We start from the raw sequence: 12,209 nt of genomic DNA, 5'->3' as shown, positions 1-12,209 counted from the left end.
CGGGCCGCGGCTCAGGCGAGCCAATCCGGCACCGAGTCGAGGCCGATCAGCTCGTCGTAGCCGCTGCGCGGACGGATCACGTGGAAACGGTCGCCCTTCACGAGCACCTCGGGAACCAGCAGACGGCTGTTGTAGGTCCCCGCCTGGACGGCGCCATAGGCGCCGGCCGAGCCGATCGCGAAAAGGTCGCCGGGCTTCGGCATCGCCATTTCCCGGTCGAGCGCCAGATAGTCGCCGGTCTCGCAGACCGGGCCGACGACGTCGGCCTTGATGCGCGGCGCATTGGCGGCGGAAATCCTCACTGGCCGGATCTCGTGATAGGCTTCGTAGAGCGTCGGGCGGATCAGGTCGTTCATCGCCCCGTCGACGATGACGAAGGTCTTGTCGCCGCCGTCCTTCACATAGACCACCTCGGTGACCAGGATGCCGGCATTGCCGACGATCAGCCGCCCCGGCTCGGTGACGATCTTGCAGTCGAGGCCCTTGAGCTGGTTCTTGACGATGTCGGCATAGGCGTCGGGCAGCGGCGGGGGATTGTTGTCCTCGCGATAGGGAATGCCGAGGCCGCCGCCGATATCGACATGGTCGATGACATGGCCGTCGGAGCGCAGCGTATCGACCAGCTCGCGCAGGAGCTTGAAGGCGTCGTCGAAGGGCTGCAGCTCGGTGATCTGGCTGCCGATATGCATGTCGATGCCGGTCACCTCGATGCCGGGCAGGGTCGCGGCGTGGGCGTAGACGGCGCGGGCCCGCTCCCAGGAAATGCCGAACTTGTTTTCCTTCTTGCCGGTCGAGATCTTCGCATGCGTGCGGGCGTCGACGTCCGGATTGATGCGGAAGGAGACATGCGCCTGCTTGCCGGCGCGAACGGCCCGCTGGTTCAGGATTTCGAGTTCCGGCTCGGATTCGACGTTGAAGCAATAGATGCCGGCTTCGATCGCGAAATCCATCTCGCGCGCGGTCTTGCCGACGCCGGAGAACATGATCCGGCTTGCCGGAATGCCGGCGGCCAGCGCGCGGCGCAGTTCACCTTCGGATACCACGTCGACACCCGCGCCGAGCCGGCCGAGCGTCTTCAGCACCGCCTGGTTGGAGTTGGCCTTCATCGCGTAGCAGACCATGGCGTCCACGTCGGCGAAGGCCTCGGCGAAGACCCGGTAATGGCGCTCCAGCGTCGCGGTGGAATAGCAATAGAACGGCGTGCCGACGGCGCGCGCGATGTCGGTCACCGGCACGTCTTCGGCGTAGAGGATTCCGTCGCGGTAGTGGAAATGGTTCACGTCTGTTGCTCGGCTCAGAGGAGGGGATCAAGCAGGAAGGGGCGGTCCTCGACCGCCTGCTTCGGCTCGGCTGTTCCGGCGGGCGTTTTCGTATTGATCGACGTGGTGGCCCCCGGCCGGTCGAGATCGCCCTTGCGGCCGCAACCGACGAGAACCAGTCCCGGGATCGCCAGCAGAAGCGCCACTCGTGCCACCTTCGTCAATGTCATCGTCATTTCCCTTTGCCGATGCTGAAGCCGATCGCTCCTAGATAGAGCGATGTCTTATCGATTTTTCAGCAGCTTGTGCACCCTGTTTGTGCGAGCCGATCTCTACGTTTTCACGCATATCGCTGCCCCTCACCCTGGCCCTCTCCCCGCAGGCGGGGAGAGGGGACTTGAGACGGCGCGGTATCCCCCTTCTCCCCGCCTGCGGCGAGAAGGTCGCGGCAGCGGGATGAGGGGCGCGCCGGCGGCAGCGAAACCATCAATTGCGCGCCCGCCACCAGGCGATCTGCTTGCGCACTTCTGCCGGCGCCGTGCCGCCGAAGCTGGTGCGGCTCGCGACCGAAGCCTCCACCGTCAGCACGTCGAAGACCTTGTCGGTGATCGCCGGGTTGATCGCCTGGAGGTCGGCGAGCGAGAGCTCGGAGAGGTCGCAGCCCCTCTGTTCGGCGAGCGCCACCGCGCGGCCGGTCACGTGATGGGCGTCGCGGAAGGGGAGCCCCGCCTCGCGCACCAGCCAGTCGGCGAGATCGGTGGCGGTCGAGTAGCCGGAGCCGGCGGCCGCCTTCATCCGGTCGGCGCGCACCGTCATGTCGCGCACCATGCCGGTCATCGCAGCGATCGCCAGTTCCAGGCTTTCGGCCGCATCGAAGACCTGTTCCTTGTCTTCCTGCATGTCCTTGGAATAGGCGAGCGGCAGGCCCTTCATCACCGTCAGCAGCGCGATCAGCGAGCCGTTGATGCGGCCGGTCTTGGCGCGCACCAGCTCGGCGGCGTCCGGGTTCTTCTTCTGCGGCATGATCGAGGAGCCGGTGGAGAAGGCGTCCGACAGACGGATGAAGCCGAATTGCGGCGTCGACCAGATGACGATCTCTTCGGCGAGCCGCGACAGGTGGGTCGCCGCGATCGCCGCGATCGACAGGAACTCGAGCGCGAAGTCGCGGTCGGAGACGGTGTCGATCGAGTTGCGGGTCGGCTCGCGGAAGCCGAGCGCCTTCGCCGTCATGTGCCGGTCGATCGGGAAGCCGGTGCCGGCAAGTGCCGCGGCGCCGATCGGGCTTTCATCCATGTGCTCGATCGCGTGGCGGACGCGCGAGCGGTCGCGGCCGAACATTTCGACATAGGCCATGCAATGGTGGCCGAAAGTCACCGGTTGCGCCGTCTGCAGGTGCGTGAAGCCCGGCATTACCGTGTCGGCATGCTCTTCCGCCCGGTCGAGGAAGGCGGCGATCAATGCGGTCAGCGCCTTCTCGGTCTTCTGCAGCTCTTCCTTGACCCAGAGGCGGAAATCGAGGGCCACCTGGTCGTTGCGCGAGCGGGCGGTATGCAGGCGGCCGGCGGCGGGGCCGACCAGCGCTGCCAGCCGCGCCTCGACATTCATGTGAATGTCTTCGAGGCGGCGGGAGAATTCGAACGTGCCGCTTTCGATTTCCGACAGGATCGTGCCGAGGCCGTGAACGATCTTGTCTTTATCCTCGGCCGAAATGATGCCCTGATGCGCGAGCATGGTCGCATGCGCTATTGAGCCGCGGATATCCTGGGCATAGAGCTTCTTGTCGAAGTCGATCGAGGCATTTATCTCCTCCATGATGGCGTCGGGGCCCGAGGCGAAGCGCCCGCCCCACATCTGGTTGGAGGATTTCGTCTCGGAACTGCCGTCAGCCATCGGGATGCCCGCCTTGGAGAATGAAATGCCAGACCAGAAGAAACGTCCTCCGGCCGTGAAGTTGTTCGCGCTCGCCGCCCTTCTGGGGGTGATCGCCGGTGCGGCTGCGGTATACGTGAAGGAGACGGGGTCTGGCAATGGCGGCGTCACGCCGACCGCCGACGCGCGCTGCCCGCTTGCCGCGGAGAAGGTCGCTTCCTTGACGCCGCTGATGCGCGGCCAGGTCGCGGCGATGACGCCGGCCGCCGATGCGCGCCCGATCGCCGGCCTCGATTTTGCCGGCCCGGACGGCAAGCCGCTGACGCTTGCCGCCTTTGCCGGCAAGACCCTCCTCGTCAATCTCTGGGCGACCTGGTGCGTGCCCTGTCGCGAGGAGATGCCTGCGCTCAACGCCTTGCAGAAGGCGCTCGGAGGCGACCGCTTCGAGGTGGTGGCGATCAATATCGACACCGGCGCCGACGAGAAGCCCAGGGCCTTCCTCGACGAGATCGGCGTCCACGAGCTGCGCTACTACCGCGACGCCTCGATGGGGGTCTTCAACACGCTGAAGAAGGAAGGCCTCGCCTTCGGCCTTCCCGCCACGCTGCTCCTCGACGAGAAGGGCTGCCTGTTGGGTTCGATGAACGGTCCCGCCGCTTGGGACAGCGACGACGCGAAGAGCCTGATCGAGGCGGCGATCGCCCGGCCTGCGGGCAGTTGAGCCTCGGGTGGCGCCAGGCCAGAGGGGGTTTTCGACAGAGCGATCAGCGCGTCGGGACGGGCACGTCGCCGCGGTAGTCGTAGAAGCCGCGGCCGGATTTGCGGCCGAGCCAGCCGGCCTCGACATATTTGACCAGCAGCGGACAGGGGCGATATTTCGAATCCGCCAGGCCGTCATGCAGCACCTGCATGATCGACAGGCAGGTATCGAGGCCGATGAAGTCGGCGAGCTGCAGCGGGCCCATCGGATGGTTGGCGCCGAGCTTCATCGCCGTGTCGATGGCATCGACCGTGCCGACGCCCTCGTAGAGGGTGTAGATCGCCTCGTTGATCATCGGCAGCAGGATGCGGTTGACGATGAAGGCCGGAAAATCTTCGGCCACGGTGACGGTCTTGTCCAGATGGGCGACGAATTCCTTGGCGGCCCGGAAGGTCTCCTCGTCGGTGGCGATGCCGCGCACCAGTTCCACCAGCTTCATCACCGGAACGGGGTTCATGAAGTGGATGCCCATGAAGCGTTCGGGGCGGTCGGTTGCCGAGGCAAGCCGGGTGATCGACAGCGACGAGGTGTTGGTGGCGAGAAGCGCATCCGGCTTCATGACCGGACAAACCTGGCCGTAGATCTTGCGCTTGACCGTCTCGTCTTCCGTGACCGCCTCGATGACGAGGTCGGCCTGCGAGAGGTCATTGATGTCGACGGAGCCCTTGATGAGCGCGAGCGCCCGCTTGCGGTCCTCGTCGCTCATCTTGCCGGAGGAGACCTGGCGGGCAAGGTTGCCGTTGATGGTGGCGAGCCCTGCCTCGATGCGATCCGCAGCGATATCGTAGAGCTGAACCTTGTATCCGGCGGCCGCCGAAACATGGGCAATGCCGCAGCCCATCTGCCCTGCGCCGATAATTCCGATCGTCTTGATCATTGAAGCGAACACCCATCATCATAGGCTTAGGCAGCCATGCTGCCACAAATGCGAAAATACCGGGCCGATCGGTCGGCCCGGTACGATTGTTAATGCCAAGCTGTCTCTTTTTCCAGCCCTTTTCGTGCCGGGCACGTCCCCCTCAGAGCGCCTTCTCGAGCTCCGGCAGGACGTCGAAGAGGTCGGCGACGAGGCCGTAGTCGGCGACCTGGAAGATCGGGGCCTCCTCGTCCTTGTTGATGGCGACGATCACCTTGGAATCCTTCATGCCGGCGAGGTGCTGGATGGCGCCGGAAATGCCGCAGGCGATGTAGAGGTCGGGGGCGACCACCTTGCCGGTCTGGCCGACCTGCCAGTCGTTCGGGGCATAGCCGGCATCGACGGCGGCGCGGGAAGCGCCGACGGCGGCACCGAGCTTGTCGGCAACCGGCAGGATGACTTCCTTGAACTTCTCCGACGAGCCGAGCGCGCGGCCGCCGGAGATGATGATCTTCGCCGAGGTCAGTTCCGGCCGGTCGGACGACGACAGCGCGTCCGACACATGGGCGGACAGGCCCGGATCGGCGGCTGCCGGGACGGTCTCGATCGCGGCATTGCCGCCTTCGCCGGCGGCGGCAAACGAGGCGGTGCGCACGGTGACAACCTTCTTCGCCTCGCTCGTCTGCACCGTCTGGATGGCGTTGCCGGCATAGATCGGCCGCTTGAAGGTGTCGGCGGCAACCACCTCGATGATCTCCGAGACCTGGGCGATGTCGAGGAGGGCGGCGACGCGCGGCATGACGTTCTTGCCGACCGAGGTGGCGGCGGCGATCAGGGTGTCGTAGGCACCGGCGAGCGAAACGATCGTCGCCGCCAGCGGTTCGGCGAGGTTGTTGGCGAGCGAGGCGTCCTCGGCGACGAGCACCTTGGCGACGCCCGAAAGCTTTGCCGCCTCATCGGCAGCGCCTTTGATGCCTGAGCCAGCGACGAGCACATGGACGTCGCCGCCGATTTTCAGGGCCGCCGTCAGCGCCTTCGCCGTCTGGTCGGAAAGGTGGCTGTTGTCGTGGTCAGCCAGAAGCAGAATGGCCATGATGATTGTCTCCCTTTCCTGAAACTTAAAGAACGCCGGCTTCGGTCTTGAGCTTTTCGACCAGCTCGGCGACCGACTTGACCTTGATGCCGGCCTTGCGGCCCGACGGCTCCTCGGTCTTAAGCACCTTCAGCCGCGGCGCGGTGTCGACGCCGAAATCGGCGGGGGTCTTCTTGTCGAGCGGCTTCTTCTTCGCCTTCATGATGTTCGGCAGCGAGGCATAGCGCGGCTCGTTCAAGCGGAGGTCGGTGGTGATGACCGCCGGCAGCTTCAGCTCGACCGTCTGCAGGCCGCCGTCGACCTCACGGGTGACATTGACCTTGCCGTCGCCGATCTCGACCTTGGAGGCGAAGGTGCCCTGCGGCCAGCCCAGGAGCGCCGAGAGCATCTGGCCGGTCTGGTTGCTGTCATCATCAATCGCCTGCTTGCCGACGATGATCAGGCCCGGCTGTTCGGCCTCGGCCACACCCTTGACGATCTTGGCCACGGCAAGCGGCTCGACCTGGTCGTCGGTCTCGACGAGGATCGCCCGGTCGGCGCCCATCGCGAGGGCGGTGCGGAGCGTCTCCTCGGCCTTGGCGGGACCGATCGACACGACGACGACTTCCTCCGCCTTGCCGGCTTCCTTGAGCCGCAGCGCCTCTTCGACCGAGATCTCGTCAAACGGGTTCATCGACATTTTGACATTGGCAAGCTCGACGCCCGTGCCATCCGCCTTCACCCGGATCTTGACGTTGAAGTCGACCACGCGTTTGACGGTCACAAGTATTTTCATGGATTCAATCCCTCCAAGAGCGTTCGCAGGAAAATGCGCCTTAACAGGGCGGCCTGATTGTCGGTTGGCGACATCGATACGCGTTTTTGCTCCACACACAAGCCGTTCTTGTCGCTAAATCGACATGACCTGAGGTCAAAACGAGATGATTGCGCGCAACGAGACTTACGTTTACGTACAAGTAATAAAACGGTCTGGCAAGTCGGACTTTCATCGGGGCGCCTCGGCCGCCCTTGCATTCACCGGCGTCTGGGCAATCCGTTGAAATCGAACCCCTATTCGGCCGCAAGCGGAGCGGTTCAGTTGGGGCGGCCCCAATGGGGCGCCGGTTTCGCCGGGCCGGATGGGAGAGGCGCGGCCTCTTCCGGCGTTTGCGTCTTGTGCTCCACGGCACGGGGAGTGACGATCGTGCGATCGAAAAGCGGCACGCCGGGACGTCGCAAAAGGATGACGAGCAGAAGCCCGGCGACGATGCCGCCGACATGCGCGCTCCAGGAGACGGCGCTGCCGGGATCGGTAACCAGCATGAAGAACTGCTGACCGATCCAGAAGGCGAGCGGAATGGCTGCGGGCAGCGGCAGGGGGATGCGGAAGAGCACGAGCACCCAGACGCGCACCTTCGGATGCAGCAGGAAATAGGCGGCGACCACGCCCGAGATGGCGCCGGAGGCACCGATGAGCGGCGCTTCCGAGGCGGGATCGAGGAGACCGTGCGCCATGGCGCCGGCAGCGGCGCACAGGAGATAGAAGAGGAGGAAGCGGAAGTGCCCGAGCGCATCCTCGACATTGTCGCCGAAGACCCAGAGGAAGAGCATGTTCATCCCCAGGTGCATGAAGTTGCCGTGCAGAAAGGAATAGGTGACGAGGGTGAAGCCGTCGGGGACGACCACGAGCGACGGGTCGAGATCGGCATAGTCGAAGACCACCGCCGGGATGTAGCCGAGCCCGAGCACGGCGGCATCGGCGAAAGCCTGCGTCGCGACCGGCCCGGTGATGAGCCAGACGAGGACGTTGATGACGATCAGCGAGACCGTCACATATTGCATCTCTATGTGCTTCAGGTCGTTTCTGTCGTGCAACGGTATGAACATACGATCCCTGAAGCGCCTTATCTGTTCTTGCCGGGAACCCAGAGGACGTCGGCGCGTCCCTTGTCGTTCGCCCAGCGGGCGGCGACGAACAGGAGGTCCGAGAGCCGGTTGACATAGGCGATGGCCTCGCGGCTGACGACCTCGCCCTCGGTTTCGGCGAGCGCCACCATCTGTCTTTCGGCGCGCCGGGCGATGGTGCGGGCGACGTGAAGGGCGGCCGAGGCGGCGCTGCCGGCCGGCAGCACGAAAGAGCGCAGGGGCTCGAGATCGGCATTCAACCGGTCGATCTCCCCTTCGAGTCTCGCGACCTGGGCGGCGACGATCCTCAGCGGCTCGTGTTCGGACTTCTCACCGGTCTCCGGCGTGGCAAGGTCGGCGCCGAGATCGAAGAGATCGTTCTGGATCACCGCGAGCACCGCGTCGAGGCCGGTGATGTCGCGGGTGTGCTGGCGCGCCAGGCCGACGAAGGCGTTCGCTTCGTCGATCGCCCCGTAGGCTTCGACACGTGGATCGCTCTTCGAGCGGCGCGGACCGGTGACGAGGCCGGTCGTACCGTTGTCGCCGGTCCGGGTATAAATCTTGTTCAATCTGACCATCGTGCTGTCGCTATCCTCAGGTCGGCCGGCCGCCGCCGGTGAACCACAGCGTCAGCATGATCAGCACCAGGGCGATCGCCTGGAACAATATGCGCGCCTGCATCAGCTTGTTGGACGTATTGCCGCTGCCGCGCCGGGCCATGTTCAAGAGGCCGCGGACAAGCACGATGGCGACCAGGCCCATGGCAATCAGGGTCAGGCCGGTAAAGAAACTGGGCATGGCGTAAATCCTTGTATTTCGCTTAGCCGAGCCGTCCGATGATGCGATAGAACAACGCCGCCGGCAGAAGCCGTTTCAGCAGCGCACCCTGCCTGGCGGGCCTTGTCACTATATAATGCGGCCTCGGGCGGGGTGCCGTCAAAGCGTGTTTCAATGCATCGTAAACGGCGTCGGGGCCGAGCTTGCCGCGGGCGGGCCTGCTTTCGCCGCGCAGCCGCTGCATCTGACGCTCGTATTCCCTGCGGTGAACGGAGTTCTTGAGGTCGATGAAGCGCTCGATATAGGCGATGGCATTCACCGTGAATTTCGACGTTATCGGGCCAGGCTCGATCAGGCTCACCTCGATGCCGCTGCCGGCAAGTTCCATCCGCAATGTGAGCGAGAGCGCCTCGAGCGCGAATTTCGAGGCATTGTAGGCGCCGCGCCAGCGATAGGGGACGATGCCGAGGATGGAGGAGCATTGAACGATGCGGCCCTGTCCGCGGGCGCGCATGGCCGGGATCACGCGCCGCGTCAGATCGTGCCAGCCGATGACATTGGTCTCGAACTGCAGCCTGAGCGCTTCCGTCGGCAGGTCCTCGACCGCGCCCGCCTGGCCATAGGCGCCATTGTTGAAAAGCGCGTCGATCCGCCCGCCGGAGCGGGCCATGACCGCCTCGGCCAGGGCGGCGATCGTCTCCGGCCTGGTATAGTCCATGATGAAGGTCTCGATGCCTTCGGCTTCCAGGCTCGCCTGGTCCTCCGGTCGGCGCACCGTCGCGAACACGCGCCAGCCGTCACGCTTCAGCGCCCGGGCGCAAAAGGCGCCGATGCCGGAGGAGCAGCCGGTGACGATGATGGTGGGGCGGTCGGGCATCCCATGCGATTCCTGTAGAAATTGACACCTCGTTTCCCATATTCATCGTTGGGATACAATTCTATTGCGCGTGCGGCGGCCGCCTGTCGATGGGCCGCTGCAGGCGCCGCGCCGGTTGCCTTGGCGAAGTGCAGGCCGGGTTCGAGCAATCGGAGACGGAATGCCGGCATTCGTTCGCATCATCTGGAAGGTCATGTTCGATGCGCTCTGGCATTTCAGCGAGGACGACGGCTGGGCCATGGCGAGCCATGTGGCGCTTTCGACGCTGATGGCGATCTTTCCGTTCCTGATCTTCGGCACCGCGCTCGGCAGTTTTCTCGGCGCAGACCGGTTCGCGGAGACGGCCGTCCACCTGATTTTCGACGCTTGGCCCGCATCGATCGCCGAACCGATCGCCAACGAGGTGGTGCGGGTGCTGACGATCCCGCGCGGCGGGCTCCTCACCATCTCCGTGCTCGCGGCCGCCTATTTCGCCTCGAACGGTGTCGAGGCGCTCCGCATCGCGCTCAACCGGGCCTACAGGGTTGCCGAAAGTCGCTCCTGGTACCTGACGCGTCTCGCGAGCCTCGGCTTCGTGCTCGCCGCCGTCCTGATCCTCGCCGCCCTCAGCATCCTGCTCGTCGCCGTGCCCTTGGCGGTCCGCAATGCCGACCAGTGGCTGCCCTGGCTCGACACGGTTCTCGCAACCATCGACAATTGGGGGCTGGCCCTGGTGATCGCGATGCTGACGGGCGGCCTGCTGGTCGCGCATCTCTGGCTGCCGGCCGGCCATCGGAAGATCATGGATGTGTTGCCCGGCATCCTTCTGACTTTGCTTCTCTGGTCGATCGGAGCCTATGTCTTCGCCTCCTATCTCGCGGCCTTCTCCAATTACGCCGCGACCTATGCCGGTCTCGCCTCGATCGTCATCGTGCTCGTCTTCCTCTACATGGTCGGGGCGATCTTCATCATCGGCGCCGAGATCAACGCGGCGATCCTGAAGTACAAGGTGAAGCACATGGTGATCCGCAGCTTCCAGGCGCCGCGGCAGAAATGAGCCGGCGCTTAGCCGCGAGCGGGGGGCTCATCGCCTGAAAGGATCATGGCGCGGACATCCGCGGGCGTGTGTCCCGCGGCGCGGAAGGCGCCGATTCCCGTGTCTTCATTGCTCTTCGACAGCTTTCGACCGTCGGGGCCCAGGATGAGGCGGTGGTGGTGATAGACCGGCTGCGGCAGGTCCAGAAGCTCCTGCAGCAAGCGGTGCACCGATGTGGCGTGATAGAGGTCGCGGCCACGCACGACATGGGTGATGCCCTGCACGGCGTCATCGACCACAACGGAAAGATGGTAGCTCGAGGGCGCATCGGAACGCGAGAGGACGACATCGCTCCAGGAGGCCGGATCGGCCGCGATCAGCCCTGTTTCGCCGGCAGGCCCGGCCCCGGTTTCCCGCCAGGTGAGCGGGCCGACGCGGCGCACCGCCTGTTCCATGTCGAGGCGCCAGGCGTACGGGCGGCCGCTCGCAATCCGCGCCGCCTGCTCGTCCGGCGATAGATCGCGCTCGCGACCAGGATAGAGCGGCGTTCCGTCCGGGTCGCGCGGCCAGCGCTTGCCTTTCGCCTCCGCCTCGGCCACCGCCGCCCTGATCTCGCCGCGCGTCATGAATGAGGGATAGACGAGCCCCATCGCCTTCAGGCGCTCCAGCATTGCGGCATAGAGGGCGAGATGTTCGGATTGGCGTCGCACCGGCTCTTCCCAGTCGAGCCCGAGCCAGGCGAGGTCCGCGAAGATGGCTGCCTCGAATTCCGGCCGGCAGCGCGCCCGATCGATGTCCTCGATCCGCAACAGGAAGCGCCCGCCGGCCTTGGCCGCCATGTCGTGGTTGAGGATCGCCGACAGCGCATGGCCGAGATGCAAGACGCCGTTCGGGCTCGGCGCGAAACGGAAAACGGGTTGTTCTGATCGCGAAATCGGCATCGTTTTCCTTTGCATGAAAGCGGTGTAAAGGTCATCCGCTTTCTGCCGTGCCGTGCGTCTTCGCAGGCGCATGAGGACCGCTTGCCCTTGAATCGGCTAGGATCAGAGGAAGGATGAGGGGAGGACGCATGCGGATCATCCGGACACACGAGGATATCGAGGCCGGGCTCGCCGGCCTGGTGTTGCTCGATGCGCGTCTGGAGCATGTCGTCGCCAAGGCGGGGCCGGTGCCGCTGAGACGCACCGAGCCCGGTTACCGCGGCATCGCCAGCATCATCGTCTCGCAGATGGTGTCGAAGGCGAGTGCGGCGGCGATCTGGAACCGGATGGAGGAGGCGCTCGGCGAGGTCACCGCCGACGCCGTGCTTTCGCTCGGAGACGATGATTGCCGTAAACTCGGTCTTTCGCGCGCCAAGGCGGAGACGCTGAGGCGAGTGGCGGCGGCGACGGTCGCCGGCGAGATCGATCTCGAGGCGATCTGCGACGTCGAGGCGCCGGCGGCCATACATGAGCTCACGGCTATCAAGGGCGTCGGCCGCTGGACGGCGGAGGTCTACCTGTTGTTCTGCGCCGGCCACCCGGACGTGTTTCCGGCCGGCGATGTTGCCCTGCAGAACGCGGTCGGCCATGCCCTTGGCCTCGAACTGCGCCCGACGGCGAGCGAGATCGATTCGCTCGCGACCTGCTGGTCGCCCTGGCGCAGCGTCGCCGCCCGGCTCTTCTGGGCCTATTACGCACAGGAGTTGCGGCGCGATGTTATTCCCGTGACGCCTTGAAGAAAAAAGCGAATCCTTCGTTCTGTTTTTGTTTGTGGCTTCACAATCCTGTCGCAACGCGCCTAATATAGAAGTGCAGATGCCGAATCGCTCAGGAGAATA

Annotated in this window: 14 protein-coding genes; 3 read left to right on the top strand and 11 right to left on the bottom strand. The window is 65.0% G+C overall.

What is annotated here, in order from left to right; genetic code table 11:
- Positions 1-11: 11 nt before the first annotated feature.
- The 3 genes from lysA to argH form a co-directional block, all read right to left on the bottom strand.
- A complete protein-coding gene (lysA, locus tag ATB98_RS18320; protein WP_066876017.1) occupies positions 12-1,280 on the bottom strand; it encodes a diaminopimelate decarboxylase in 1,269 nt (422 codons plus the stop codon).
- A gap of 14 nt (positions 1,281-1,294) precedes the next feature.
- Positions 1,295-1,489 (bottom strand): LPS translocon maturation chaperone LptM, encoded by a 195-nt coding sequence (gene lptM, locus ATB98_RS18315; RefSeq protein WP_084435569.1) that lies wholly within the window; start codon positions 1,487-1,489, stop codon positions 1,295-1,297.
- Positions 1,490-1,745: 256 nt separating this feature from the next.
- A complete protein-coding gene (gene argH / locus ATB98_RS18310) occupies positions 1,746-3,149 on the bottom strand; it encodes an argininosuccinate lyase (RefSeq protein ID WP_066876015.1) in 1,404 nt (467 codons plus the stop codon).
- 25 nt (positions 3,150-3,174) lie between these two features.
- Between argH and tlpA the strand changes: the two genes are divergently transcribed.
- Positions 3,175-3,849 (top strand): thiol:disulfide interchange protein TlpA, encoded by a 675-nt coding sequence (gene tlpA / locus ATB98_RS18305; protein WP_066876013.1) that lies wholly within the window; start codon positions 3,175-3,177, stop codon positions 3,847-3,849.
- Between the two features lie 43 nt (positions 3,850-3,892).
- On the opposite strand, the gene ATB98_RS18300 is transcribed toward tlpA, so the two are convergent.
- From ATB98_RS18300 to ATB98_RS18270, 7 genes are all read right to left on the bottom strand, one after another.
- Positions 3,893-4,765: a 3-hydroxybutyryl-CoA dehydrogenase gene (locus tag ATB98_RS18300; protein ID WP_066876011.1), complete on the bottom strand. Its 873-nt coding sequence runs from the start codon at positions 4,763-4,765 to the stop codon at positions 3,893-3,895.
- Positions 4,766-4,907: 142 nt separating this feature from the next.
- Complete coding sequence (locus tag ATB98_RS18295; RefSeq protein ID WP_066876009.1) at positions 4,908-5,837, bottom strand: electron transfer flavoprotein subunit alpha/FixB family protein; 930 nt, start codon at positions 5,835-5,837, stop codon at positions 4,908-4,910.
- Between the two features lie 25 nt (positions 5,838-5,862).
- Positions 5,863-6,612, bottom strand: coding sequence for an electron transfer flavoprotein subunit beta/FixA family protein (locus ATB98_RS18290; protein ID WP_066876007.1), 750 nt, complete (start codon positions 6,610-6,612; stop codon positions 5,863-5,865).
- Between the two features lie 299 nt (positions 6,613-6,911).
- Positions 6,912-7,703 (bottom strand): rhomboid family intramembrane serine protease, encoded by a 792-nt coding sequence (locus ATB98_RS18285; RefSeq protein ID WP_066876005.1) that lies wholly within the window; start codon positions 7,701-7,703, stop codon positions 6,912-6,914.
- Positions 7,704-7,720: 17 nt separating this feature from the next.
- Positions 7,721-8,299, bottom strand: a complete 579-nt coding sequence (locus tag ATB98_RS18280; protein ID WP_066876003.1) for a cob(I)yrinic acid a,c-diamide adenosyltransferase — start codon at positions 8,297-8,299, stop codon at positions 7,721-7,723.
- 16 nt (positions 8,300-8,315) lie between these two features.
- Entirely contained in the window at positions 8,316-8,519 is a 204-nt protein-coding gene (locus tag ATB98_RS18275) for a twin transmembrane helix small protein (RefSeq protein ID WP_066876001.1), read from the bottom strand.
- Between the two features lie 22 nt (positions 8,520-8,541).
- Positions 8,542-9,375, bottom strand: a complete 834-nt coding sequence (locus ATB98_RS18270) for an SDR family oxidoreductase (RefSeq protein ID WP_066875998.1) — start codon at positions 9,373-9,375, stop codon at positions 8,542-8,544.
- A gap of 160 nt (positions 9,376-9,535) precedes the next feature.
- Here ATB98_RS18270 and ATB98_RS18265 point away from each other — a divergent pair, with 160 nt between their 5' ends.
- Positions 9,536-10,411: a YihY/virulence factor BrkB family protein gene (locus ATB98_RS18265; protein ID WP_066875996.1), complete on the top strand. Its 876-nt coding sequence runs from the start codon at positions 9,536-9,538 to the stop codon at positions 10,409-10,411.
- Positions 10,412-10,419: 8 nt separating this feature from the next.
- Here the strand turns inward: ATB98_RS18265 and gluQRS are convergent, their stop codons facing one another.
- Complete coding sequence (gluQRS, locus tag ATB98_RS18260) at positions 10,420-11,331, bottom strand: tRNA glutamyl-Q(34) synthetase GluQRS (protein ID WP_066875994.1); 912 nt, start codon at positions 11,329-11,331, stop codon at positions 10,420-10,422.
- A 128-nt stretch (positions 11,332-11,459) separates the two neighbouring features.
- Here gluQRS and ATB98_RS18255 point away from each other — a divergent pair, with 128 nt between their 5' ends.
- A complete protein-coding gene (locus ATB98_RS18255; RefSeq protein ID WP_066875992.1) occupies positions 11,460-12,107 on the top strand; it encodes a DNA-3-methyladenine glycosylase family protein in 648 nt (215 codons plus the stop codon).
- Positions 12,108-12,209 lie beyond the last annotated feature (102 nt).

Origin of the sequence: Sinorhizobium saheli, from assembly GCF_001651875.1 — a bacterium.
Classification (GTDB): domain Bacteria; phylum Pseudomonadota; class Alphaproteobacteria; order Rhizobiales; family Rhizobiaceae; genus Sinorhizobium; species Sinorhizobium saheli.
This window is presented reverse-complemented; position numbering and strand designations above follow the sequence as displayed.